The 25867-nt window shown below is 47.2% G+C and carries 24 protein-coding genes and 1 other RNA gene; 8 read left to right on the top strand and 17 right to left on the bottom strand.

Features of this window, described 5'->3' with window-relative positions:
* Positions 1-485: 485 nt before the first annotated feature.
* The 6 genes from gcvP to L5M18_RS15820 form a co-directional block, all read right to left on the bottom strand.
* Positions 486-3374 (bottom strand): aminomethyl-transferring glycine dehydrogenase, encoded by a 2889-nt coding sequence (gene gcvP, locus L5M18_RS15845; RefSeq protein WP_263197696.1) that lies wholly within the window; start codon positions 3372-3374, stop codon positions 486-488.
* 122 nt (positions 3375-3496) lie between these two features.
* Positions 3497-3886: a glycine cleavage system protein GcvH gene (gcvH, locus tag L5M18_RS15840; RefSeq protein ID WP_011845766.1), complete on the bottom strand. Its 390-nt coding sequence runs from the start codon at positions 3884-3886 to the stop codon at positions 3497-3499.
* Between the two features lie 25 nt (positions 3887-3911).
* Entirely contained in the window at positions 3912-5006 is a 1095-nt protein-coding gene (gene gcvT / locus L5M18_RS15835) for a glycine cleavage system aminomethyltransferase GcvT (protein WP_263163559.1), read from the bottom strand.
* A gap of 253 nt (positions 5007-5259) precedes the next feature.
* Positions 5260-6483 carry an FAD-dependent monooxygenase gene (locus L5M18_RS15830; protein WP_263197693.1) on the bottom strand — a complete coding sequence of 408 codons (1224 nt, stop codon included), beginning with the start codon at positions 6481-6483 and terminating at the stop codon, positions 5260-5262.
* A 42-nt stretch (positions 6484-6525) separates the two neighbouring features.
* Entirely contained in the window at positions 6526-7767 is a 1242-nt protein-coding gene (gene ubiH / locus L5M18_RS15825; protein WP_263197691.1) for a 2-octaprenyl-6-methoxyphenyl hydroxylase, read from the bottom strand.
* A 179-nt stretch (positions 7768-7946) separates the two neighbouring features.
* Entirely contained in the window at positions 7947-8522 is a 576-nt protein-coding gene (locus L5M18_RS15820; protein WP_105252998.1) for a UPF0149 family protein, read from the bottom strand.
* A 235-nt stretch (positions 8523-8757) separates the two neighbouring features.
* On the opposite strand from L5M18_RS15820, the gene L5M18_RS15815 reads away from it, so the two are divergent.
* The 3 genes from L5M18_RS15815 (at position 8758) to L5M18_RS15805 (ending at position 10066) form a co-directional block, all read left to right on the top strand.
* The gene (locus tag L5M18_RS15815) at positions 8758-9060 is read left to right on the top strand and encodes a cell division protein ZapA (protein ID WP_105250206.1); all 303 of its coding nucleotides are present in this window, start codon (positions 8758-8760) and stop codon (positions 9058-9060) included.
* Between the two features lie 117 nt (positions 9061-9177).
* A non-coding RNA gene (gene ssrS / locus L5M18_RS15810) (6S RNA) lies at positions 9178-9358 on the top strand.
* 9 nt (positions 9359-9367) lie between these two features.
* Positions 9368-10066: a 5-formyltetrahydrofolate cyclo-ligase gene (locus L5M18_RS15805; protein ID WP_263197689.1), complete on the top strand. Its 699-nt coding sequence runs from the start codon at positions 9368-9370 to the stop codon at positions 10064-10066.
* 224 nt (positions 10067-10290) lie between these two features.
* On the opposite strand, the gene folM is transcribed toward L5M18_RS15805, so the two are convergent.
* On the bottom strand, positions 10291-11037 hold the full coding sequence (folM, locus tag L5M18_RS15800) for a dihydromonapterin reductase (RefSeq protein WP_263197686.1): 747 nt from the start codon (positions 11035-11037) through the stop codon (positions 10291-10293).
* Between the two features lie 265 nt (positions 11038-11302).
* On the opposite strand from folM, the gene L5M18_RS15795 reads away from it, so the two are divergent.
* The gene (locus L5M18_RS15795) at positions 11303-11701 is read left to right on the top strand and encodes a thiol-disulfide oxidoreductase DCC family protein (protein WP_212599683.1); all 399 of its coding nucleotides are present in this window, start codon (positions 11303-11305) and stop codon (positions 11699-11701) included.
* Between the two features lie 95 nt (positions 11702-11796).
* Here the strand turns inward: L5M18_RS15795 and mdh are convergent, their stop codons facing one another.
* The gene (mdh, locus tag L5M18_RS15790; RefSeq protein ID WP_105250210.1) at positions 11797-12732 is read right to left on the bottom strand and encodes a malate dehydrogenase; all 936 of its coding nucleotides are present in this window, start codon (positions 12730-12732) and stop codon (positions 11797-11799) included.
* Between the two features lie 294 nt (positions 12733-13026).
* On the opposite strand from mdh, the gene argR reads away from it, so the two are divergent.
* Positions 13027-13497, top strand: coding sequence for a transcriptional regulator ArgR (gene argR, locus L5M18_RS15785; protein WP_006080175.1), 471 nt, complete (start codon positions 13027-13029; stop codon positions 13495-13497).
* A 147-nt stretch (positions 13498-13644) separates the two neighbouring features.
* Here the strand turns inward: argR and L5M18_RS15780 are convergent, their stop codons facing one another.
* Positions 13645-14277 carry an NAD(P)-dependent oxidoreductase gene (locus tag L5M18_RS15780; protein ID WP_263197683.1) on the bottom strand — a complete coding sequence of 211 codons (633 nt, stop codon included), beginning with the start codon at positions 14275-14277 and terminating at the stop codon, positions 13645-13647.
* Positions 14278-14383: 106 nt separating this feature from the next.
* Between L5M18_RS15780 and L5M18_RS15775 the strand changes: the two genes are divergently transcribed.
* Positions 14384-15286: a LysR family transcriptional regulator gene (locus L5M18_RS15775; RefSeq protein ID WP_113939097.1), complete on the top strand. Its 903-nt coding sequence runs from the start codon at positions 14384-14386 to the stop codon at positions 15284-15286.
* 72 nt (positions 15287-15358) lie between these two features.
* On the opposite strand, the gene L5M18_RS15770 is transcribed toward L5M18_RS15775, so the two are convergent.
* The 5 genes from L5M18_RS15770 to L5M18_RS15750 all read right to left on the bottom strand — a co-directional run bounded on the left by L5M18_RS15770 (position 15359) and on the right by L5M18_RS15750 (position 22195).
* Positions 15359-16294 carry a Dyp-type peroxidase gene (locus L5M18_RS15770; RefSeq protein ID WP_105250213.1) on the bottom strand — a complete coding sequence of 312 codons (936 nt, stop codon included), beginning with the start codon at positions 16292-16294 and terminating at the stop codon, positions 15359-15361.
* Positions 16295-16542: 248 nt separating this feature from the next.
* Entirely contained in the window at positions 16543-18255 is a 1713-nt protein-coding gene (ggt, locus tag L5M18_RS15765) for a gamma-glutamyltransferase (RefSeq protein ID WP_263197679.1), read from the bottom strand.
* Positions 18256-18400: 145 nt separating this feature from the next.
* On the bottom strand, positions 18401-19480 hold the full coding sequence (locus L5M18_RS15760) for an ABC transporter ATP-binding protein (protein ID WP_263197677.1): 1080 nt from the start codon (positions 19478-19480) through the stop codon (positions 18401-18403).
* Positions 19480-21111: an ABC transporter permease gene (locus L5M18_RS15755; RefSeq protein WP_263167799.1), complete on the bottom strand. Its 1632-nt coding sequence runs from the start codon at positions 21109-21111 to the stop codon at positions 19480-19482. Before L5M18_RS15755 ends, L5M18_RS15760 begins: the two co-directional genes overlap by 1 nt.
* Before the next feature lie 76 nt (positions 21112-21187).
* The gene (locus L5M18_RS15750; protein WP_131525198.1) at positions 21188-22195 is read right to left on the bottom strand and encodes a Fe(3+) ABC transporter substrate-binding protein; all 1008 of its coding nucleotides are present in this window, start codon (positions 22193-22195) and stop codon (positions 21188-21190) included.
* Positions 22196-22415: 220 nt separating this feature from the next.
* Between L5M18_RS15750 and L5M18_RS15745 the strand changes: the two genes are divergently transcribed.
* A complete protein-coding gene (locus tag L5M18_RS15745) occupies positions 22416-22817 on the top strand; it encodes a hypothetical protein (protein ID WP_219250431.1) in 402 nt (133 codons plus the stop codon).
* Between the two features lie 14 nt (positions 22818-22831).
* Here the strand turns inward: L5M18_RS15745 and L5M18_RS15740 are convergent, their stop codons facing one another.
* The 3 genes from L5M18_RS15740 to L5M18_RS15730 form a co-directional block, all read right to left on the bottom strand.
* Positions 22832-23428: a glutathione S-transferase N-terminal domain-containing protein gene (locus L5M18_RS15740; RefSeq protein WP_263197676.1), complete on the bottom strand. Its 597-nt coding sequence runs from the start codon at positions 23426-23428 to the stop codon at positions 22832-22834.
* Positions 23429-23520: 92 nt separating this feature from the next.
* A complete protein-coding gene (locus L5M18_RS15735) occupies positions 23521-24270 on the bottom strand; it encodes a ferredoxin--NADP reductase (RefSeq protein WP_105250220.1) in 750 nt (249 codons plus the stop codon).
* A 124-nt stretch (positions 24271-24394) separates the two neighbouring features.
* Positions 24395-25021 (bottom strand): DUF5610 domain-containing protein, encoded by a 627-nt coding sequence (locus L5M18_RS15730; protein ID WP_168824649.1) that lies wholly within the window; start codon positions 25019-25021, stop codon positions 24395-24397.
* Positions 25022-25247: 226 nt separating this feature from the next.
* Between L5M18_RS15730 and L5M18_RS15725 the strand changes: the two genes are divergently transcribed.
* Positions 25248-25865 (top strand): histidine phosphatase family protein, encoded by a 618-nt coding sequence (locus L5M18_RS15725; RefSeq protein ID WP_263197675.1) that lies wholly within the window; start codon positions 25248-25250, stop codon positions 25863-25865.
* The last annotated feature ends 2 nt before the right edge of the window (positions 25866-25867 follow it).

The following is a 25867-nucleotide window of genomic DNA, read 5'->3' as shown; positions in this document are numbered from 1 at the left end:
TAACCAACCAGCAAGTTGCTAAGACACTTGATTTGATGATGAGACAGTCAGACTGATCTACTAAAAACCTTACGAAAACACAGGCTCTGATGAAGCCGCAGGGATGATAAGGACAGTAGAAGCAAATATCCATCAGGGCCAGAGGAATCCCTCAATAAGAGGCCGAATATATGGGTGCAATGAACTCTTCTCAAAATTGATATCGAATGTCTTGCAAACCGGATGGGTCCATATATGTTTTAGTAGAGCTTACAGGGAAGTATTTACAGCGTGTCACTGGTGTAACAGTGCGAAAGCCTGCGGCAGGCAATTGGGAAATACCGTAGCCAGAAGCCACAATAAAGCTATTTCGCACCATTCAATTCAGCAGAAACTACTTCAACAAAAACACAACTAAACCCTAAATTGCTGGCAATAAAAAAGCGAACCGCTAAGGGTTCGCTTTTCATCAAACGTTAGACCTGAATAACGTCGCTATTCAGCCCTTATTCGTAGTCTTCCATCGGTGCGCATGAGCACATTAAATTGCGGTCACCGTACACATCATCAATACGGTTCACGGTTGGCCAGAACTTGTTAGTACGCACTGCTGCACTTGGGAACACGGCCACTTCGCGGCTGTATGGACGCGTATCAAACTCTGGGTCCATGATATCGGCCATAGTGTGCGGTGCGTTGTGCAGCGGGTTGTTGTCCGCTGGCCATTCGCCCGATTCCACTTTGGCGATTTCAGCGCGGATTGACACCATAGCGTCGATGAAACGATCGAGTTCCACCTTAGACTCAGATTCCGTCGGCTCAATCATCAGGGTTCCCGCAACAGGGAAGCTCATGGTTGGCGCATGGAAACCGTAGTCATTCAAACGCTTAGCGATATCCATTTCGGTCACGCCTGAGGCTTCTTTCAGTGGACGTAGGTCGATAATACATTCGTGCGCCACGCGATCATTACGACCACGGAACAATACTGGGTAGTGTTCTGACAGCTTCTTCATCACGTAGTTAGCGTTTAACAGCGCAGTTTGGGTCGACTTTTTCAGGCCCTTTGAACCAAGCAGCTTAATGTACATCCAGCTGATCGGCAGAATGCCAGCGCTACCGTAAGGTGCGGCTGATACGGCGCCGTTGTTGTCGCTCACGCGACCCGGTTTCACCACAACGTGACCCGCAACGAATGGGGCCAAGTGTGATTTCACGCCGATTGGGCCCATACCTGGACCACCACCGCCGTGTGGAATTGCGAAGGTTTTGTGCAGGTTGAGGTGTGATACGTCGGCACCGATAAAGCCAGGAGACGTTAAACCGACCTGAGCGTTCATGTTAGCGCCGTCTAAGTACACTTGACCGCCGTGCTGATGCACTATGTTGCAGATTTCGCGGATAGATTCTTCATACACACCGTGGGTCGATGGGTAAGTGATCATGATGCAAGACAGGTTTTCAGCCACTTCGGCAGCTTTCGTCTTCAGATCTTCTAAATCGACGTTACCTTGCTTATCACACGCCGTCACCACCACTTGCATACCGGCTAATTGTGCCGATGCTGGGTTAGTACCGTGGGCAGATTGCGGGATCAAACAGATGTTTCTGTGCGCATCGCCGCGTGACTCATGGTATTTCTTGATGGCTAACAAGCCAGCGTATTCACCTTGAGCGCCAGAGTTAGGTTGGATACACACAGCGTCGTAGCCTGTGATGTTCACTAACCAAGTCGACAACTCTTCAATCAACTGAGTAAAGCCTTTAGCTTGATCCAGTGGGCTGAATGGGTGCATGTTGGCAAATTCTGGCCAGCTCACAGGGAGCATTTCAACCGCTGCGTTTAACTTCATGGTGCAAGAGCCCAGTGAAATCATCGAGTAGTTAAGTGCTAAGTCTTTGCTTTCGAGACGTTTGATATAACGCATCATCTCGGTTTCGCTTTGATAGCGATTGAAGGTTGGGTGGCTTAAAATCGCATCTTGGCGCACAAGTGCCGCCGGAATCGATTGGCTACCTTGGCTCACGATTTGCGCGTCTAACGCGGCAACATCTAAACCATGGCCGGCACCTAAGATCACATCGAACAAGGCTTCGATATCTGTGCGCAACGTGGTTTCGTCTAAGCTCACACCCACAATACCATCGGCATCGAAACGTAGATTCATTTCAGCAGCCAGTGCGCGGGCATTGACGGCAGCAACATCTAAGCCTTTGATGCTAACAGTATCAAACCAAGTGCTGTTGACTAAGTTCACGCCCTTCGCTTTTAAGCCTGTCGCTAAAATATCGGCGAAACGGTGAATGCGTGATGCAATAGTTTTCAGGCCATCTGGGCCATGGAATACGGCGTAGAAAGACGCCATATTCGCTAACAGAATTTGTGCAGTACAAATGTTTGAGTTGGCTTTTTCGCGGCGGATATGTTGCTCACGAGTTTGCATTGCCATACGTAGTGCGCGGTTACCACGGGCGTCTTTTGACACACCAATGATACGGCCAGGCATAGAACGTTTGTGCTCGTCACGGGCAACGAAGAAGGCCGCGTGTGGACCACCAAAGCCCATTGGCACGCCAAAACGCTGGGCACTACCGAATACCACATCGGCGCCCATAGCGCCCGGTGATTTCAGTAATACCAAGGACATAATGTCGGCGGCGACAGTCACAACCACATTCTTCGCACGCAGAGTTGCGAATAATTCGCTGAAGTCAGTGATTTGACCGAAACGGTTAGTATATTGGAACAAAGCACCAAACAGCTCATGGTTAACGGCCTCAGATGCAGGGCCAACCACCACTTCAAAACCAAAACACTCAGCGCGGGTTTTCACTACGTCTAAGGTTTGCGGGAACACATCATCGGCAACGAAGAAGATATTGGCTTTTTTCGCTTTAGAAACGCGCTTTGCCAGCGCCATAGCTTCGGCAGCAGCAGTTGCTTCATCTAACAAAGAAGCAGAAGCCAAATCTAAACCCGTTAAGTCCATCGACACTTGTTGGAAGTTTAGAATGGCTTCTAAACGGCCTTGGGCGATTTCTGGCTGATATGGCGTGTAAGCCGTGTACCAACCTGGGTTTTCAAATACGTTACGCAGGATCACGTTTGGCACTTGAGTGCCGTAGTAACCCATGCCGATATAGCTCTTAAATACTTGGTTTTGTTTCGCTAAACCACGAATGTAAGCAATGCCTTCGGCTTCGCCGCAGGAATCACCAATGCTCAGGTCTTGGCTTAAACGGATCGACTCAGGCACAATTTGCGCGGTCAGATCGTCCAGAGACTCAGCACCAACATAGTTCAGCATGGCTTGCTGTTGGCTGCTATCTGGGCCGATATGACGACGTAGGAATAAATCGTGCTGTTCTAACTGAGTGAGGGTTTGCTTGGTCATGATAAACCTTGTTCCAGATTTGCCGAAATTCAGAACTGTAGGGTACTGATTAACGGACTGTTGTTATGTCAATCTTGCGCTAAAACAAACGAAGCCCCTTAGGGCTTCGTTAGCGTCGACGATTATTCTTCGTCGATGACAGCTTGGTAGCCTTCAGCATCCAGCAGAGCGTCGACTTCTGATTCGTCAGAAGGCATTACGCGGAAGAACCAGCCTTCGCCGTAAGCACTGCTGTTAACGAGTTCTGGCGAATCTTCCAGCGCTTCGTTCACGGCAATCACTTCGCCAGAAATAGGGGCATAAATGTCAGACGCCGCTTTTACTGATTCAGCTACAGCACAATCTTCACCCGCAGTCACAGTGTCGCCAACTTCTGGGAGTTCAACGAAAACCATGTCACCTAACAGCTCTTGGGCGTGCTCAGTGATACCTACTGTGTAGCTACCGTCTTCTTCCTTGCGGATCCATTCGTGTGAAGAGGCGTATTTCAGTTCTGTCGGAATATTGCTCATTGTTCTTGTTCCTTGTTCCGTTTTTTTAAAATGCTTGTTTACCGTTGCGCACAAAGTTTGGCGCCACTACTCTAACAGCCACACGTTTTTTACGCATTTCGACTTCCGCAGTATCCCCAATCGAGCTAGGAACACGTGCCATCGCAATAGAATAGCCCAATGTTGGCGAGAAAGTCCCGCTGGTGATCACGCCTTGTTGCTCTACACCGGCAGCGTCGGTGAAAAATACTGGCATATCATGGCGTAACACGCCCTTTTCTTCCATCACTAGACCAACAAGTTTGCTGGTTCCGGCATCGCGAAGTGTTTCTAGGGCTTTACGGCCGATGAAGTCACGGTCGTTTGGTTCCCATGCAATAGTCCAGCCCATGTTGGCGGCCAATGGGTTGATGGTTTCGTCCATGTCTAAACCGTAAAGGTTCATACCAGCTTCGAGACGCAGCGTGTCACGGGCACCGAGACCACAAGGTTTAACCCCTTGATCTAACAATGCTTGCCACAAGGCTTGGGCTTCATCTTCTGGGACGATAATTTCGTAGCCCGCTTCGCCTGTGTAACCCGTAGTCGCAATAAACAGTGAGCCTGCTTGCTTACCGAAGAAAGGTTTCATGCCTTCGATGGCGGCGTTTTGCTCGGCACTGAACACGGCAGCGGCTTTCGCTTTTGCGTTAGGACCTTGAACGGCAATCATCGCCAGCTCAGGACGCTCAGTCACAGTGACATCAAAACCTTGGGATTGCTTGGCGATCCAAGCGAGATCTTTTTCGCGGGTCGCTGAGTTCACTACCACGCGGTAGTTTGTGTCAGTGAGGTAATAAGTGATGAGGTCGTCGATGATACCGGCATTGTCATCTAACATGCCGCTGTATAAGGCTTTACCTGGCACTTTAAGTCTAGCCACATCGTTCGCCAGCAACTTACGTAGAAATGCACCAGCGTCGCTACCTATCACATCAACCACAGTCATGTGGGATACGTCGAACATACCCGCGTCTTGACGCACAGCGTTGTGTTCTTCGATTTGTGAACCATAGTTGAGGGGCATATCCCAACCGTGGAAGTCGACCATCTTAGCGTTTGATTCTAAGTGCTTGTTAAACAGAATAGTTTTGTTAGCCATTGTTATCCCTTTTTGCGGCCTTTTTCAGGTCTCTGCCTAGTGTAGGGTGTAGATACTAGGGTCTAAAATGCGGCGAAATTATACCTTGCGTCACAAATTTGTATACAGGAGATTTTTCTAATCCGAAGTCATTGTCATTAGATTTTCTCATCTTCAACATGTAATTTTTTTACATGCGAAGGCCAGATTTGCGCAGCTTGCAGTCAAATTGCTGATATTGTCAGCAATTCTGATCACATTAGCGCAACCTAGGCTAACGACATAACTTAGGCAGTGCCGACTTATTGCCCATGGCCTGTTGTATGAACACTGTTTTCAGCCCAGCGACATTATCAACCAGATTTAATCCCAGATCGCGAATTGCCTTTTTGACTGGGTTTGAACCTTCGAATAGGCGTTTAAAGCCCTCCATCGCCGCGATCATCTCCATTGCATCGGCTTTGCGCCAACGTTCAAGTGCACGCAGCTGCGCATAATCGCCGATATCTTTACCCGCTTGCTGTAATTCGCTGATCACTTCGATAATGCTGGCCGCATCTAAAAAGCCGAGGTTCACCCCTTGGCCAGCCAGCGGATGAATAGTATGGGCTGCATCACCTGCTAACACTAAACGGTGGCGGGCAAAATGGCGGGCGTAGCGCATCCGTAATGGAAAGGCTTGGCGCTCGCTTTCCAGCTTGCAAATCCCTAAACGTCCGTCGAAAGCCGCGGTTAAGTTGCGCTCAAATTGCACTTTGTCCATAGCCAATAATTCATTGGCGCGCTCGGGCGGCACCGACCAGACGATAGAGCAGAGATTGTCTTCATACAGAGGTAAAAATGCTAGCGGGCCGTCCTGCAAAAACACTTGGCGGGCGGTGGCAAGGTGTGGCATTTCGGTACGAATAGTTGCGACGATTGCGTGGTGGCCGTAATCCCAAAAAGTCAGCGGGATCTTACACTGCTCGCGCACCCAAGAGTTGGCGCCATCGGCGGCTATCACAAGTGCAGCACTGACACTTTCTATTTCAGAATCGGCGCCATTGGCAAGGGTCAACCAAGCTTCGCGCTCACCAAAAGCAATGCGCTCTATGCGTTGGTTTTGAATATGGGTGATATTGTCAAACTCACTGGCGCGTTTGGCGAGGGCAAAGCTAATGGCATCGTTTTCGATAATCGCGCCGAGACTGGTTTCGCTGATGCTGTTGGCATCAAAGGCAATTTTACCGAAACCGTCTTTATCCCACACCGCCATTTTTTGATAAGGCGTAGCGCGGGAAGTATCTAAATAACTCCATGCCCCTAAGTTTTCTAACAAGCGCTGGCTCGCCTTATTGATGGCGCTCACCCGTAAACGCGGCTCGCCGCTCACGGCCTCAGTGTGGCCCGCATCGATAACGACGACATTCAGATCGGCCTGCGCCAATCCAATCGCGGTGGCGAGTCCCACCATGCCGCCACCCACAATGGCGATGTCATAGGCTTGTGAACTTAACATGGGTACATCCTTTTCGCGTTGCGATACCAGTAAATTGCGGAGTTATTTCCAGCCCATTGCCTTTTGAGCGACGGGGGTTTTCAGTGGCGGAAACCAAGACAAGAGCCGTAATCCTAAGTTACGCCCCAGCGCCATCGGCCAATATTGGTTTGAAAAGCCACGGACTAAAAATTCGATATTTCGGATAGTGCTGTTTCTGTCGTGCTCGCGGGTATTAAGGTACGCATGGGTCACAGCGGCGGAGCCGATATCTTCGCCCTGTGCTAGCGCCGTATTGAGCACCTCGAGCAAGCTCACCACATCCCGCAGCCCTAGGTTAAATCCTTGCCCCGCAATCGGATGCAGTGTCTGCGCCGCATTGCCGATAAACACACATCTGTGATGAATTGGCCTTGGCATATAAGACAAATTAAGCGGATACGCATGGCGCGCGCTGACATCGATAAACGTGCCCGCACGATAACCAAAGGCCTGTTGCAGCGCCGCTAAAAACTCGGCCTTAGGTGCGTCTTGCATCTGTTTAGCCCGCGCATCATCGAGCGCCCAAACGAGAGATAATCGAGGTTGACCTTGAATATCGGCCATAGGCAATAACGCTAAGGGACCTGTTTGGGTAAAGCGCTCATAAGCCCAATGTTTGTGAGGCCTATTGGTTGGCAAATCGGCAGTTTGAATATTGGCAATAATGGCCGTTTGCTCAAAGGCCACTTGGGTCACAGGCAAATTAAAACTGCTGCGCACTTTGGATTGCAAACCATCTGCGGCAACCACAAGTTTGGCTTGAATTCGCTCGCCCGTATCGAGCACTAAGGTGTGACCTTCAACGGCGGGTTCTACTTGGGCAAGCTTGGCGGGGCAATAGAGTTTGACACTACTCTTATTCAACTCGTTAAACAGCACTTGGCCAACCCGTTCAAGCTCAACCACTTGGCCTAGGGCATCTAAATGAAACTGCGCCGCATTGAGTTCTGTCATGCCAAAGTGGCCGCGATCCGACACATGGATATTTTCAATCGCAGTGCCCAAATGGGCGAGCTTTTGCCATAAACCTAAACGGGATAATTCGAAAATAGAACCGTGGGCGATAGCAATAGAGCGAGCATCGAATCCGGGGTGTTGCTTATCGGGAAGGTGCGCTTCGATTAAGGCGATAGAAGGTGGCCTAGCTGCGGATAAAGAAAGACGCGCGAGAGCTAACGCTAGGGTCGCCCCCGCCATCGCACCGCCTACAATCGCGATGTCGACGTGTTGAACTGAAGTATCCATGTGATTTGTGGCCGTCATGGGGATCTCATTCAAGCTTTGGCATAACACTAAGGCATGTAAACATAAAAGATGTAAACATCAGTGCTATGCACTCAAAAACACCAGTGCTATAGACTCAAAGGCAGGTTTGCCCACCTTTGACATCTAATGAAGCCACTACTGTGTTAACTTATTGAACATTAAACAACTGCGGTAAATTAATGCACCACCGCAGTATCGTCAGCCTCGCCATGGGGAAGCTCAGGACCAAACTCCGAGTAACACATGATGGCTGCAATACGGACAAACTCGAGTAATTCAGTGTAAGCGGCTTCGGATTCTTCATCGTCGGCAACATCAAATTCCACTTGAGCAATTTCCGCCAAGTCTTTGATCACTTCACGTACTTCTGCCGAGGCTTGATTCAGTTTCGGCTGAATAATCGCCATGCCAGTCAAAAAACTCTGGGTCCACAGAGACAAGGCTTCAACACGTTGGCTGAGCGGCTCTTCTTCTTCAGGCAACAGCGGCATGAAACCAAATTCAAAATCCACTAAACGCGTCACTGAATCGTTAAATAAATCACACACTAATTGATGCAACTGCGCTGGCAAAGGTTGACCATCGTTCATCAGGTCGAATAAAGGCTTGATCCAAGTGTCGCCAGTTTGCTCTACACCACCGCAGATTAAACCGACTAAAGCACCGTGAACTTCTACCGGATGCTGGCCGATTTCAGCCGCATCTAAGGCGAGTTTTAAGCTGTCGATACGTAACGAAGGAGGGGTTGCCATATCAGATCCCAATAAGATTTTTCCAGCAGCAATGCTAGCAGAGATAAAGACTTGAACCAATACTGAATCCCAATAATGGCGAAATCGGCCACGCCCTGATAAAAAACTATCCAACTGCTCACACAAACAGCAAACAAAACCGTCAAAGACCAATCCATTTGCGGCTTACCTTGCACTTTTAAGATCAGCCCTATATAGTCCGCCCTAAGAGGCTAACGAAAGGATCACCCGCGACATGAGTAACAGTGCTGTTGAAATTACCCTACTTGGGCGCACCTACTCTATCGCTTGCCCGAAAGGTCAAGAGGATGCCTTACGTACGGTAGCGTTGGGAGTTGAACAACAACTCAGTGCGTTAAAAACCCGAACCAATAGCCTAAGCCGTGAAGAAATTGCGATCATGGCGGCGCTGAATATTGGACACGAGTTGTTCCAAGAAAAGCAAAAAAATAAGCACTACATGCAACAGATGGACGACAGGATCAGCTTGCTGCAGTCGACCCTCGAAAGTGCCTTAGTTGAGCGTTCAACTAAATAGATTTAAACTGTGCACCTTAGTGATTTAACACTCATTGAGTTAAACCAACTGACGCACAGTGAATGGCTAAACTGGATTATCAACATAAACCAATGCTTTAGCGATTCAATACCGTTTTGCTCCCTGGGATGCATGCCAACTGGTAATGTCCCTGTGCCGATAATTTTTATCTCAGGGTGAATGCTTTACTGACATTGTGCATGCTCGGCTTGTACCGAGAAGCCTTAGGAGGTAATCATTTACCCGCCTTGAACCTACGGTTCAAGGGCTACACCGGTAGCGGCATTCTGGGGAGCATCTTAATTCTATGTCTACATCTTCCAAACTTTCTCATTTGAATACCCAAAGCGACACGGCGCACCTTGCTGTAGATGTCGCTGATGCCGTAGATGTCGCAAGCTATGCGGCAAATATCGCACTCCATACAAAAGAAAGCCGCAATCAGTTACGCAAAACCATTCGCACCGCCCGTAAATCTCTCTCCGAAATAGAACAAACCCAAGCAAGTTTAAACGCCTGCCAGCGAATGCTCGATGCATTGCAGGCCAACAAAGCGCAACATGTGGCATTATATCTCACCCATGATGGCGAACTCGCCACGCCACCGCTGATCGCTGCGCTGTGGCAAATGGGCATAAACACCTATCTGCCTAGGTTACATCCCTTCAACGCCGGACAATTATTATTCCTGCATTACACCGCAGACACCTCCATGCAACCCAATCAATTCGGCATCTTAGAACCTAAATTAGATGTGCGCGCCATTATCCCAGTGACAGAGTTAGATGTGGTTATCACACCATTAGTGGCTTTTGATTTAATGGGAAATCGTATGGGCATGGGCGGCGGCTATTACGATAGGACGCTGGCAAACTGGCAGCTTAAAGGTAAACCTTTGCCTATGGGTTACGCCCACGACTGTCAGCAAGTTGTGAGTTTACCGTGCGAGCATTGGGATGTGCCTTTGCCATTTATCATCACCCCAAGTCGGGTACTGACGTTTTGAAAAAGAAAGATCGAGAAACTAGAAGCTAGGGCGCTTCGCTGCTAGAAAAAGCAGAGCGTCGCTCCATAACTGCTCCTGCACTCTTTTTATTAAAGAATTCTACCTCCTACATCTGACCACTATGGAGGGTAAAAATGTCACATTTGGTATGAAAAAAAATAGATCATGCAGTCGTTCGCTCCTTCTAGAATCTAGAGCCATGCCGTGGCGTTCTAGAGCCTTCTCTACCTTAAATGCCGGCCACCATCAACATTATGGCAACGACCAGTGACGTAGCGGCTATTCAGCAGATATTCCACTAAGTCGATAATTTCCTCATTCCCCGCCTCTTTCGGCAACAGCGCTTTGGCTAAGGTTTTTTGCTGATAGACAACATCATCTCCTGCATTAAATAGGATCATCGCTGGCGCAATCGAATTCACTTTGACCTCGGGCGCAAATTTGGCGGCAAAGGATAGCGTCATATTGTGCAGCGCGGCTTTACTGGCGGCATAGGCGATATGCTTCTGACTGCCCTTCTCTGCCACATAGTCAGTAATATGAATCACATCACTGCCGCCGATTTCATCGCCAGCACCCGCACGTAGCTGCGCCTCTAAGGCCAAGTTCAACTGATAGGGTACGCTCACATGCACTTGCATCATCCGCTGCAGCACTTCGCTCGGCGCAAAAGTGGTACTCTTTAAAGACTCATTCTTTGTAAGCACAGGATCCGGCAGCCAGTCAGAGGCATTGTGAATAATGGCGCGAATTTGCGGCAATTTAGCTAACTCAGCAATTAAGGATTGCACTTGGGCATCGTCATAAAAATCACAGGGATACAGAGTCGCACCTAAAGCGTTCAGCTCATCAATGCTAGCGTAATGGCTGCGATAAGTACCAATCACACGCTGACCTTGGGCGAGAAAATGTTTAGCTAAGGCGTAACCTATGCGTTTACCCACGCCTGTGATTATGATGGGAGATGTCATACCTATCCTTTTGAGTCGTTATTGGTCAGGTTTTACCTTGTTCGCTTAAAAATCAGCAATCAAGTTAAACTGATGAATAACCAAGATGTTACTGCACTCATTTGAATTTAACCTAACAAAAAGCCAAATGAGGTCTGATCCGTTCTACAATCACCTCGATCTAAAACCCTTTCTTCTGCGTATAGGGTAGAAGAAAACCAAGCTTAAGTACTCAAGCCAAGAGCTTAGACCAAGTATTGTGATCAAGTCATCAGAGGTAATACCGATGGAACTGCGGATTTTTTACGATGGAAATTGTCCATTATGTAGCGCCGAGATGCGCCAACTGAAAGCGCGCGATCCGAAGAACTTGATTGCGCTTGAGGATTTAAATGCGCCAGACTTTAGTAAGCGCTTCAGCCATATCGATAGAGACTACGCTAATACGATTCTCCATGGCGAAACCGCAACGGGCGAAGTGTTACTCGGGTTAGATGTCACTTGCAAAGCGTGGGCACTGACAGGGACGCGCGCTTGGATCCAACTATTACGCCTGCCCGTGATTAAAACTGTCGCCGATTGGTGCTATCTCAGATTCGCAAAACACAGATATCGCATCTCTTATTTACTGACGGGCAAAGCCCGCTGCGATGATAACTGCCAAATTCCCACTAAGCGCCGCTGAATGAGCTTTAGAAAGAGTAAAACGCAGGCATAAAAAAACGGAGCTCAATGGCTCCGTTTTTAATTCGTCATAATCTAAAAAGATTATCCGAAAGATTATTTAACGAAATCAACGCCTAGTTTGATATCGCCTTTCAGCGTATCTAACATAGAATCACGAGCGTTAGCTTCGAATGCACTCACTTCACCGTAAGGCAGTACTTTTTCAATACCGTTTTTGCCTAACAGCACAGGTTGTGCGAAGAATTCAGCATGCTCGCTGCCGCCGTCAACATAGGCGCATTCAACGATGTTAGCTTCGCCTTGCAGACCACGAACCAAAGACAGACCGAAACGGCAAGCCGCTTGACCCATAGACAGAGTCGCGCTTCCGCCACCGGCTTTAGCTTCAACCACTTCGGTACCCGCGTTTTGGATGCGAGTCGTCAGACTTGCCACTTCTTCGTCAGTGAAAGTCGCGCCTTCAACTTGAGACAGTAATGGCAGAATAGTCACGCCGCTGTGGCCGCCGATCACATTCACTTTAACGTCAGCAACGTTCAGGCCTTTTAATTCGGCGATGAAAGTTTCAGAGCGGATCACGTCTAGAGTCGTGATACCGAACAGACGGTTCTTATCGTAAACACCCGCTTTTTTCATCACTTCTGCAGCGATAGCTACGGTCGTGTTGACTGGGTTAGTGATAATGCCAACCAAAGCCGTAGGGCAAGTTGCCGCTACTTTTTCGATCAGGTTGCGAACGATACCCGCATTGATATTGAACAGATCTGAACGATCCATACCAGGCTTACGTGCAACACCAGCAGAAATTAGAACAACGTCAGCACCCACTAGGGCAGGCGTTGGATCTTCACCAGCAAAACCTTTGATTTCAACAGCAGTTGGAATGTGGCTCAAGTCAACCGCAACACCCGGAGTTACCGGTGCGATATCATATAGAGACAATTGTGAACCCGCAGGCAATTGAGTTTTTAACAGTAGGGCAAGAGCCTGGCCGATACCACCAGCAGCACCAAGTACAGCAACTTTCATAGTTATCTCCGTTATTTCTCGGATATGTGTGACATGGATCTAATTTGCGTTGGCGTCACATTACTGGAATGTCACAACAATTTCAATTATCCCTTAGTCGTGGGACAAAAGAATTCCGGAATAACGTAGAAGCAATGTAGAACAATTACTCAAATTGGGATTTTTACGCCCCCAGCAAATGCTTAACCACTAGGGCTTAGTGAATTTTTATTCAACCAATCTGGTTATTTGTTGACAATTTTTCTAAAAATATTCAAAATGGGCCTGTTTTTTTGAATAACGAATAATAATATTATGCAAACGACCAAGAATCAGGATGACCTTGTTAGAATTTTTAAGTCGATTTTAAAAGAAGAGCGCTTTGGCTCTCAGAGTGAAATCGTCACCGCCTTGCAAGCTGAAGGCTTTGGTAATATTAACCAATCGAAAGTGTCACGCATGCTCAGCAAGTTCGGCGCAGTGCGGACTCGCAACGCTAAGCAAGAGATGGTGTATTGCTTACCAGCCGAATTAGGCGTACCTACCGCGGGTAGCCCACTGAAGAATTTGGTACTCGACGTCGATCACAACCAAGCTATGATCGTCGTGCGAACTAGCCCAGGTGCCGCGCAGCTGATTGCCCGCTTGTTGGATTCTATCGGTAAACCAGAAGGCATTTTGGGTACGATTGCCGGTGACGACACTATCTTTATTTGCCCATCGAGCATCCAAGATATAGCCGATACCTTAGAAACCATCAAATCTTTATTCAATTACGCAGAATAAAAAAACAGGTCAGTGAGCTGACCTGTTCTATTTTACCTGTACATTTTGAAGTGCAATACCGCGCTGGTTATTTGGCCATTGTCCCGATTACGTTACACATTCCAGCACAATATCTAACTCACTATATCTAACTCAACTATAGCGATATCAGTAAGCCACACTGATGCGCTGGTTTGGGTGAGCGCCCTTTTCGGCTTCATCTACCATGGCTTTTGCGTAATCGGTTACTGAGATACGGCTTTGACCATTAGCATCGGTAAAGAAGCTGTCTCCACCAAGACGGTACGGGCCTTCACTCTCACCGGGATAAATCTCAGCCGCTGGGCTCACAAAGGTCCAATTGATTGCCGTTTGCGCCGCACGGAATACCTTCAAGGCTTCACCCTGAGCTAACGCCTCATCTTTATATGCTGCAGGGAAATCTGGACTAGAGACCAGCGTCACACCCGGCGCCACTTCTAAACTCCCAGCACCACCGACCCACAATAAACGTGACACGTTAGCGTTAGGCAGCACATCCAGTAAATGCTGAACCGTACTCGCCACTAGACCATGATTTTGTTGGGCACGGCCACCAACGGCGGCAATCACGACATCTACGCCAGCAAAGGTATCGGCAACCAATGGCTGCTCTAAATCCACGGCACGTACTGCCACGTCAGCCACGGATAACTTACTTGGATCACGCACTAACGCTATCACTTGATGTCCACGACTCTGTGCTTCTTTTAAAATTGCACCACCGATCCAACCCGTTGCACCTAAAATTGCGATTTTCATTTCATTGTCTCACTCAGATGATTTACATTGGATCCAGTTTACTTGCAGTTTTTCACCTAATAAACATCAATAATTGAGCATGATTGTTTCAATATAGGATACTAATGTGGATAAAATTGCCGCAATACGCAGTTTCGTCGAAGTCGCAAACTGTGGCAGCTTTACCAAAGCTGCCGAACATTTAGACCTCAGCCGCCTGCAGGTTTCCCGTCATATTCAAGAAGTGGAGCAGTGGTTGAGTTTACGCTTATTACACCGCACCACGCGCAGCGCCAGCTTGACTTTGCAGGGTGAGGAAGCGCTACAATTTTGCCAGCGGATCTTAAGTGAAGTTGCGGCCATGGAGAGCCGTGCCCACAGCCATAACAGTGAACTGGTAGGCAGTATTCGTATCGCTACGCCTATTGGCCTAGGGCAGCACAGTCTGTTTGATGTCGTCGATCGCTTTATTAAAATTCATCCTAAGGTCAACATTCAACTGGTGATGTCGGACAGTTTTGCACAATTGGTAGATGAAAGAGTCGACGTGGCGCTACGCTATACCGAGCAGCCCGATGAGAATCTCATAGCTCGGCGTTTGATGACCATAGATGCGGTACTTTGCGCAGCGCCGAGCTATCTTGATAGCGCAACGCCACTCCTCGAACCCATTGATCTGCTGGCCCACAACTGCCTCATACACTCAGCGCAACAAAACTGGCCTTTTCTAAAAGAACTGCAAGCCGAGCACGTCAAAGTTACAGGGAATCTTAGGGCTAACGATATGGGAGTGTTGGTCAGTGCGGCGCTACGTGGACATGGCATAGTGCGTTTACCCTGTGACTTAGCTAACCAATACCTTGCCAGTGGTCAACTCAAAGAAGTCCTACCCGAATTTACGACACCAGGCCAAACCTTGTGGGCGGTATATTTGTCCCGCAGTTATCAGCAAAATCTAGTGCGCGCTTTTATCGATTTCACCGCCCTGCAATGGCAGCTCGATATCAAAAAATGGGTTCCCGCACATTAGCATAAAAAACGCACTTAGGCGTTAGCTTAAGTGCGTCTCGATTGATACTAATCCGGCTTGATTATAGAAAGCTTATTCGTCGAACTGCAGCATAAAATCTAGTGCGGGGGCAAAGAAAGATGAACCTGTCATCGCCTTAGTAAAATGCATCAAGTGATCATGATTGCCTGCGCCATCACCAAACATCATGCTATGCAGCATCTTTTCAAAATGTTCTGGCGTGCGGCAGTTAGAGATAAACATTAATCCCTGCTCCTTCAGCGAACCATAGGGCATACTCTGACGCAGGATCTCCATTGATTTACCATCGGCATCTTTAAGATTAACGCGCTTGATATGGCTGGTCAGTGGCTTATCTTCAGATTCATACTCGATATTATCTTGCTTAGTACGGCCGATAATATCCTCTTGTTTTTTAACTGGCAATCTATGCCACTTACTCAAGTTATGGGCATACTTTTGCACATGAATATAGCTGCCACCCTTAAACTCAGTATCCTCATCACCCACAAGTGCCACTTCCTGGCGGTGGCGCCCCTTAGGGTTTTCGGTGCCATCGACAAAACCAGTCAAATCACGGCTATCCATAAATCTAAAGCCACGCTCTTCTTCAACTAATTCCACTAAGTCTTCAAACATTTGGCTGATTTCATTAGCCACTAAATGCAGAATATCGTAACGATCACTGCGAATATGCACGAATAAATCATATTCAATTGCAGGCGCTTCACGACTGCCCACTTGCATCGCAGGGAAAGGTTTGAGCAGTTCTGGGCGAGCAGTAGGATAGAGGCTATCCCAATAATTAGCACCAATACCAACAAAACCATTGAATGCACTATCGGAATATTGATCTGTCAGCTCATAAATATACTGCGCAACGTTGGCAAGACAGGGACGTAATTGCGACTCGACATTGTCATTGGCATTAAACATCAAATAGACACTGTGTAAGTTCCCCTCTGCACACACACCCAACTGTTCACGCGGCATATTTTGAATATCCATTTGGTTATCACCCTTTTTCTAAATTCATTTTCGGCAATATTATCCGCAACTTTACCTAAAAATGACATTAACTAACGCACAGTTTGCTCTGATCTGTTTATGATAATGCCAATAGCGGAGCATTATCCCACCCAAGACCCTTAAACATAAAAATTGACGAGACCATTAAAGTCTCGCCAATCAGTTAAATCGAATCCATGACGTCAGGTTCACTCAGTATTGAGCTTACCTTAGCATTTATCTTAGTGTTAATAGCCTGCGGCGTGACCATCCTTGCGACTCTCAGAAGCCGCACGATATACGCCAGTTTCGGCATTAAATCCAATGGCTTGATAGCCACCAAACTCTCCAAGTCCATCACGCAGCACATGGCCTTTCTTAATCAACTCACGACGGGTTTCTACCGGAAAACCTGATTCTAGACTGACGTAGCCACCATCATTCATCACTTCGCCTGTGGGCTCGGTTGAACCCATATGCAAAATTCTGGGGGCATCGCCCGCTTCTTGCAAGTTCATTTTAAAATCAATCAGATTCATTACAATCTGCGCGTGCATTTGTGGCTGAGTCGCGCCGCCCATCACCCCAAAGCTCAGCCAAGGTTTACCGTCTTTGGTCACAAAAGCCGGAATAATGGTATGGAATGGACGCTTGCCCGGTGCGTAGGTATTAAAACGCCCTTCCGTTAAATCAAACATTTGCCCGCGGTCTTGCAGCACAAAGCCGAGATCCGGCGGTGTCATCCCTGACCCCATACCACGGTAATTACTCTGAATGAGTGACACCATGTTGCCATCTTTGTCAGCGGTAGTCAGGTACACAGTATCGCCATGTTGCAACGCTGGATTACCCGCATCGACACTCTTGGCGGCTTTTGTAGGGTCAATCAACTTAGCGCGATCATAGTTATATTTCTGTGAGATAAGCTCAGTAACGGGCACTTTATTAAAGGCCATGTCGGCATAAAACTTAGCTCTGTCGGCAAAGGCGAGTTTCTTTGCTTCGACAAATAAATGAACATATTCAGGACTATTAAAGCCCATGGCAGCCACATTAAAGGGCTCCATAGTTTTTAAGATTTGTAGCGCCGCAATGCCTTGACCATTAGGTGGCAGTTCCCACACATCGTAACCACGGTAGTTCACCGAAACGGGATCTATCCAGTCGCTAGTATGGCTCGCTAAGTCATCATAACTTAAATAACCACCTTGGGATTTCATGTACTTATCAATACTTTTGGCAATATCACCTTTATAGAAAGCATCGCGGCCGCCCTTGGCAATTTTCTCATAGGTGTTAGCAAGCGCGGGATTTTTAAAGATTTCCCCTACGGCAGGCATCTTACCATTAGGCATATAGGTTTCTTTAAAACCGGGAAATTTAGCCAGTTTTTTACCACTAGCATCAAGGTAATAGGCAATCAACTCTGACACAGGGAAACCATCACGGGCGTAATGAATGGCAGGCGCAAGGTTATCGGCCATAGCTAATTTACCAAACTTATTATGCAGCTCGTACCAACCGTCCACAGTGCCCGGTACAGAAACAGGCAAAGGTCCAAGCGGCGGTAAATAGTCTAATCCGAGGGATTTAAGCTTTTCTAAACTTAAGGATTTGGGACTGCGCCCCGATGCATTAAGACCATAGAGGCGTTTATCTTTTGCGCTCCAGACGATAGCAAATAAATCCCCACCGACACCCGACCCCGTTGGCTCGACTAACCCTAACATGGCGTTAGCAGCAATCGCTGCATCGACCGCACTGCCGCCCTGTTTGAGTATATCAATAGCGACTTGCGTGGCTAAAGGCTGACTGGTCGCCGCCATCCCTTGGGTTGCATACACTTCTGATCGCGTTGCGAAGGCTTTACCTGTGATCCTATCCATGCCCATCACTCCTGAAGACGATATTGCCGTTGCTACAATAACGAGGGTACAAATTGAATTTATTGTTTTTATCATAATTCCTCCAAAACCGGAGCATAAAAGTAGCAAGGATGGTCGAAAATATCACCAACCAATACCGTATAGACCCAAGTTAAACGTAAGCAAAAATGTCGTACTTTAGTTGGCTATGTCATATCTGCATTAAATAAATACTCATCGCTTAGATTGGGTCCCCACAGTTTGAATATGCTGAAGATTCAAACAACACGAGCGAATGCGGCTCAGTCGTTACCCCAACTTTTTGGCCGATAGTGAGCCGCATCATTTGGCTACGCACCTCCACATAATAAGCATGGGAAGCGGCTTCAATTTTGACCCAATAATGACAAAAGGCGCCTAAGAAACGTCGCTCAGTGATAGTACCAACGCCCTGTTCATCGGCGCTGAGCGTCAATTGCTGTGGTCGCAAGAATACTGTTCCGCTGAACTCACTCGGCAAATTTAATGGCGTAAGGCTGGTTAAATGGCCTATGGGAGTGACAACACTGTGCCCATCAAACACTGCTGCAGGTAAGTAATTACCGCTACCTAAAAAGTCCGCCACATAGCGGCTGTTTGGGGCGGCATATAAGGCTTCGGCACTACCATGCTGCACTATGATGCCTTGATTAAAGATGGCTAAAGTATCTGCAAATACAAAGGCTTCATCCTTGCTATGAGTAACAAACACCGCGCTGACATTACGCTGTTTTAAGATGCTGCGAATTTCCGCCATCATCTCGTAGCGCACTTGGGCATCAATATTGGAAAAAGGCTCATCGAGCAGCAATAATTGCGGCTCATAGGCAAGTGCTCGCGCAATGGAAACTCGCTGCTGCTGACCGCCAGATAATTCATGGGGATAACGCTGTGCCAACCCTTCAAGTTTGACCAAGGTTAGCATTTCATCCAAACGTGCCTGACGTTCTGCGCCCGACAATCTAGCCACCCCAAAGAGGATATTTTCCGCCACAGTCAAATGAGGGAAAAGCGCATAGTCTTGAAAAATCATGCCGATGCCGCGCTGCTCGCTAGGTACAAACTGGCTATCGCCACTCACTATGCGGCCATTAATCTGGATTTCACCTTGGCTTATGGCCTGTAATCCAGCAACCGCACGTAATAAGGTCGTCTTGCCACAACCGCTTGGGCCTAACAACGCCAGGATTTCCCCTTGGGCGAGCGTTAAACTCAAACCTTTAAGTACTTGCTGGCCCTGATAATCGCTATGAATTTGCTTAAGCTTGAGCGTACTTGTCATCAGCTGTGATGCTCCAATGAACGGTTTAAATAAATAAGCGGCACTAAACCCACCAGTACAATCACAATAGCAGCTAATGCGCCGTGCTCGAGTTTTTCATCGGACGCAAACTGGAATACATAAGTTGCAAGATTCTCAAAGCCGATAGGCCGCAGCAATAACGCAGCGGGCAGTTCCTTCATGCTTTCGATAAACACCAATAAAGCGCCCGCAAACAATCCCTTGGCAAGTAAAGGCAAATGCACCCGCCGCAAAAGTTGCCTAGGAGTTTGCCCCATGGTCAGGCTCACCATGTCTAGCGATGGCGAGATGCGTTTATAACTGCTTTCAACACTGCCAATCGCAATTGCCACGAAACGCACACAAAAAGCAAAAATCAATGCCATCACACTGCCTGTTAGGATAAGACCAGGACCTGCTATGCCGACAAGATCCGCCAGATCGTTAATCGCAAAATCTAGCATAGTTAAAGGCACTAATACCCCAATAGCCAGCACAGTGCCTGGTAAGGCGTAGCCCGTCGAAGCTAACCGTGAGGGCAAAGCATCACTCTGTCTTGGGCTTATCCGGCGAACAAACATAAGCAGTAAAGCGATTAAGCAACAGAGTAAACTGGTGATCAGCGCAAGACTGAGGCTGTTAAGACTCAATTGCAAAAAACTCTTATCCCAGCTTTGTTCAAAGTAACCAATCGCATAGGATAATAAAATCCCGAAAGGTAACAGAAAGGCTAATAGCAATAGCATGCCGCAAAAGCTGAGTGCGACCAAGGTTTGAGTCATCGAGAGTCGATACAAGTCAGTGACTTGTATACGTGATTGTTTTTGGAATAACTGCTGTTTACGACGGGCAAAACGCTCAAATCCAATCAGGCTAAACACTACCAGCAAGATAATCGCCGATAACTTAGCGGCGGCGGTCAAATTGCCATAACCCAACCAAGTGTCGTACACGGCTGTCGTTAAGGTAGGCACTGCAAAATAGTTAACCGTTGCAAAATCAGCGGCCGTCTCCATCGCCACTAAAGCCACCCCAACGGCGAGCGCAGGCCTTGCCATAGGCAAAGATAAACGCCAAAAACTTTGCCACGGTGAACAGCCCATAATGCGCGAAGCATGGGCCAAACTTAAGGATTGCTCCATAAAAGCGGTACGCGCCAAGAGATAAATATAGGGAAACAATACCAGCGACAACATACACGCCGCGCCGCCTAAAGTACGAATATCGGGGAAGAAATAATCCTGCGGTGAGTCCCAGCCAAATATCGAACGAAGACCGCGCTGCACTGGCCCCGCATAATCGAGTAAATCGGTATAGACGTAGGCAACAATATACGCAGGCATAGCGAGGGGCAATAATAGCGCCCATTGCAAATATCGCCTGCCTACAAAGTCACAACGAGCCATCAACCAAGCGCAAGGTAACGCGAGTAATAACGCCCCCAGACTCACCCAGAAAATCAGCAATAAACTATTAATGATATATGTCGGCAGAACAGTTGCCATCAAGTGCCCAAACACGGCCTCGTCAGGCTGAAAAGCTTGAAATATCAACGCAAATAGTGGCAATACCAGCAAGGCGGCCACGGCATAACCAGCAAGCGACCAGCTTCTGGCTAATCCTAAAATCATGTCAATCCTTAAAACGTCACAGCGCCAATCACTGGCGCTGATAACCTAAATCTGCATTTTGTCGCTAGCACTGGAGCTAGAGATCAAACTGCACTTCATCTAATAGCTTAACCGCCGCTTGGTGATATTCTGCCAACTTAAAAATGGGCAATTGATCTGACTTAAACTTACCCCATGAAGCCACTAAAGATGAAGGTGCCACATCGGCTTTCACTGGATATTCCATATTCACATCGGCATAGGCCTTCTGAGCAACATCGGCGGATAAGAACTCCATCAATTTGATCGCATTGGCTTTATTAGGCGCATGGCGAGTTAATACCATGCCAGACACATTCACATGGGCACCGCGGTCAGCTTGGTTCGGGAAGTTGAGCGTCACAGCTTCGGCAATCGCCTTTTGCTCAGGATCCTGCAACATATTGCCGTAATAGTAGCTATTACCAATGGCGATCTCACACACACCTTCTTTTACTGCGGCAATTTGCCCCCTGTCGTTCCCCTGAGGTTTGCGGGCTAAATTAGTTTTCACGCCTTGTAACCAAGTTTTTGCCTCAGCTTCACCGTGATGAGCAATCATAGATGCGACTAACGCTATGTTGTATGGATGTTTACCACTGCGAGTACAAATCTTTCCTTTATATTTGGGATCGGCTAATTCTTCATAGGTCAATTGCTGCTGGCCTAAACGATCCTTGGCTGTATAGAGATTTCGCACCCGCATAGTCAGGGCATACCACTGGCCATCGGGATCGCGATACTGCGCAGGAATATTGCTCTCTAGCAGGGGATTTTTGACTGGAGAGGTTAGATCTTTATCCACTAATTCAACTAAACGTGAAAAATCAGACGTCAGCACAAGATCCGCTGGGGATAAACGGCCTTCACGGACGAGACGCTCGGCAATACCGTCTTTAGCAAATACCAAATTCACACCTATGCCAGTTTCTTCGGTGAAACGCGTCAGGATAGGCTCCACCAAGAAAGCTTGACGATAAGAATAAACGGTTAATTTATCATCTGCATTCGCTGAATGCCCAACCGACATTAACCCAACAACAGCCGCGCAAGTTACCCATTTCATTACCGAATTCTCCCCAAAGTGATGACGTGTTCAGTAAAATTTGAACACTAACGCATTAATGATAATGCTTATCAGTTTCGCAAGAGTAATAGATACAGAACTTGAGAGCAAGCAGCTAATTAACTTTATGTTTTTAATGGTATTAATCTGAAAATTTGAGATTATCTCAAATCAAACTAAACTGAACCTTAATTTGATTAAAATACTTTCAGGAGGCGTTATGTTAACTGTTTTGCTACTAGGCGTAGCCGCAATTGCGCTATTTGGCTTATTCAAACTCAATACTAGTCCCAAAAGACATAAACACTCTTCTCAAGCTGCAGATCCCAGTATTAATAAAACTCACAGTTTTCACAGTGTGAGCATAGTGAATAACGGCAGTTGCTGTGTGCAGATTGAAGCGCTTTCTGGAAAACGATTTTTATCGAAAGATGCGCCCGAAATTCCGATGGAAGAATGCACTATGGCAAACTGCCAATGCCGCTATCAACACCATGAAGACAGGCGCCAACTAGGCAATGATCGCAGAGTAGAATATGGGGTTACTCGTGAATTATTCGGCGCTTTTGGTGAACAAAATCGCCGTGATAGGCCAAAAGGAAGACGCGCAACCGACGGTTGAGCATCCTCTGCGGATTATTGGGGACGAGTTTGAATAAATGCAGGTAAATCACGCATTTCACTGAACCAAAGTGCTGTCGCAGGTGCAACCTTACGCCAATCTAGCTCTGGATGTCTAAAATCCACATAATCGAGTAAGCAAATCAAGGCTAATTGCGGTGCTTGAATCGTGGTTTGGGTGATCACAGTTTGAAGCTCAATCTGCATAAGGCCGCGCAGCAGTGCTTGTTCAAAACGTGCAGTCCAAAATACTGACCTCACGCCTTCTTCTTCACGCATTTGCTCTTGGCGTAATTTCACCGCGCTATCGATTAAGCCTTTAACTAAAGAATACTGACACTCCAGCACCCAGTTATTATTTGAGATCCCAAACATCTTACGATCGCCAAGCTCTGCATCTAGGTAACGCATGATCACTTCACTATCGAATAGTGCTACACCATCGTTGGTAATAAGACACGGGATCTGTCCTAACGGGTTAGCATCGAATAATTCTGCGCTGTTTTCAAAGGGATTAACTAACTGCTCTTCAATATTGTTAATCCCTAGATACTGGATTAAGGCTCTTACACAACGGGCATAGGGCGAAGCTTGAGAACTTAACAACTTCATCAAAAATTTCCTTTTGTTTGCATTAAACGCTATGGCTTTTTAGGGGCAAGAACGGAAACAAGTTTACTCTCGCCTTCTATGTAAAATTGAGATTACCAGTATTTTTCAACGGTAATTTGCCCAGGAGCACGGCGTAAATTCTTCACTAACCCTTTATCGAGTAAAGCGGCTTGCGCACCATTAATCATACCCGGATTGCCGCAGATCATAACTTGAGAGTCAGCTGCGTTTAAGGTTAATCCTGCCTTTTTTTCGATTTCACCCGAGACTATTCCCTCGGGAATGCGGCACTGCAAAGCATCGGCAAAGGGTTTACGGGTCACACTCAAGACTAATGTAAATTGTTCAGGGTATTTGCGTTCTAAATTACGCAGCTTATCAAGATATGCCAAATCCTGTGCCTCGCGCACGCCATACACAAGCACGACTTTTTCAAAACGCTCCCAAGGTTCATCGGTGTCGAGCATAGACAAAAATGGCCCTACTGCTGTTCCTGTGGCTAAAAACCACAAATGCTTCCCTTGGAGTTCACCCTTAGGAATTTCAGCTAAGGTCATAAAACCGGTCGCGGTTGAGGTAATTTCAATTTCATCGCCTATTGCAAGGTTGTGTAATTGAGGCGATAACAGGCCATCCTCTACCGCAACGGCGAGCACCTCGGCATAGGGTTTATCGGGAGAATTGACTAAGGAGTAGGCTCTAGCCACACGCTTATCATCTTGCATTTGACTTAACTTGATAAACTGACCAGGAATAAATGGAGCTAACTCGGCAGCAATGCGCAATGAGAATAACTTATCACTCCAATCAATACGTTCTATCACTTGTCCCCTAATCCACATAACTTGCCCTCAAGCGAAACGTTAAATAGGCTTCCAGCATAGACTTTTTTCTGCACAACAAAAACCCCTTATATAAGGGGCTTATGACTATAACGCTGAATATAGAACTGAAAATACTGAGGTATTAACTCGGACTCGATGCTGTCTCATCAGTCTTCTTGTTAAAGCTATCTCTAAAGGCTTGCAGCCCCTCTTGCACTAAGCTGTAGGTTTTATCGACACCATCGGCAATATCACCCTGTAATACTTTAAGGCCGGACAGAATATCTTTAGCCTCTTTAAAGCCATTGTCGATGGCACCGCCAATAATCCCCATAAAGCTATCGAGTTGATCACTTAGACTCATACCCGAATTTTGTTGTTGGTGAATGCTAAAAAACTGCGTCGCAAAACTCACGATACGATCTGCAGTCGCTTCTGGAGAAGTATCTACGCCATTATCGTAAGCCGTCTGAATCGCGTTCTCGCCCATAGTGGGCGCTAATTCTTTATTAATCGACTCTATCGCTGCGCGATAAAGCAAGGCCATAGACTGATCGCCTGACTTGATATTCACATCTTGCTGTGCCGATAAAATCGCTTGATTCATCAGCTGCTTACTCGTTTGCTGTGCGGTTTGCTTCGAGGTTACTTCTGTGGCTTTCGCGTCCTTCGAATCACTCACTTCGGTGCCCTTAGACGCCGCGTTTTCAGCATATTTTTTCTGTGGCAAAGGAGTACTTTGCACTTGAGGGGGTTTATTGATTTCCATGATGACTATCCATTCAATTCGGGTCGACTTAATTATCGACCAAAATTTAACCAGCTTTAGTAATTTTTAGAATTGAAGTACCATCTGACCACAAGGCCATGATAAGGCCCACATAAATTAAGTGGGTTCATTCTTTAATAAGGTGCATAAAGCGCCAACCCACCGCAATGCAGATCATTACTATCGCTGAGCTTAGACATAAGCCAATAGAAAAGGATGTTACACCATGGCAGCAGGCCGCAGTTTGAGTCATTTCCGCTTTCACGGGTTTACACTAATCCTTAAGCACTATTTTAAGCATAATGTAGTCATCAATATGAAACGCTTTAGCCTGCTAACAAGCCTCGTCATATTCACTTGCCTCGGCTTTACTCCCATTAGCCAAGCTCATGCGGAGAGCAGACTAATTATTTTAGTCAGACATGCCGAAAAAGCCGACACGCCAGCCAATAACCCGCAGTTATCACCCAAGGGAGAAATGCGCGCAACATCACTGATCACTGCCTTGAGCCGCACGCCGCTGTCGCAACTTATTGCGACTCAATACCTAAGAACCCAGCAAACACTCGCGCCCATCGCCGAGGATCGCCATTTACCTGTGACGATAGTAGAAGCAGCCAAACCTATCGAAGGACATATTCAACACATTGTCGAACAAGTGCATGCTGTAAAGGGCAATACACTCATCGTTGGGCATTCAAACACTGTCCCACTGATCATTAAAGCCCTTGGTGGACCTGAGATCCAAGCGATCAGCGAAGATGACTATAGCCAGCTGTTTTTACTCTCTCTTAATGATGACCAACCTGCGAGCTTGATCGCCACCCGTTACGGACAAGAATAAGG

Source organism: Shewanella sp. SM20 (assembly GCF_025654545.1).
In the GTDB taxonomy this organism is placed as follows: domain Bacteria; phylum Pseudomonadota; class Gammaproteobacteria; order Enterobacterales; family Shewanellaceae; genus Shewanella; species Shewanella oncorhynchi.
This window is presented reverse-complemented; position numbering and strand designations above follow the sequence as displayed.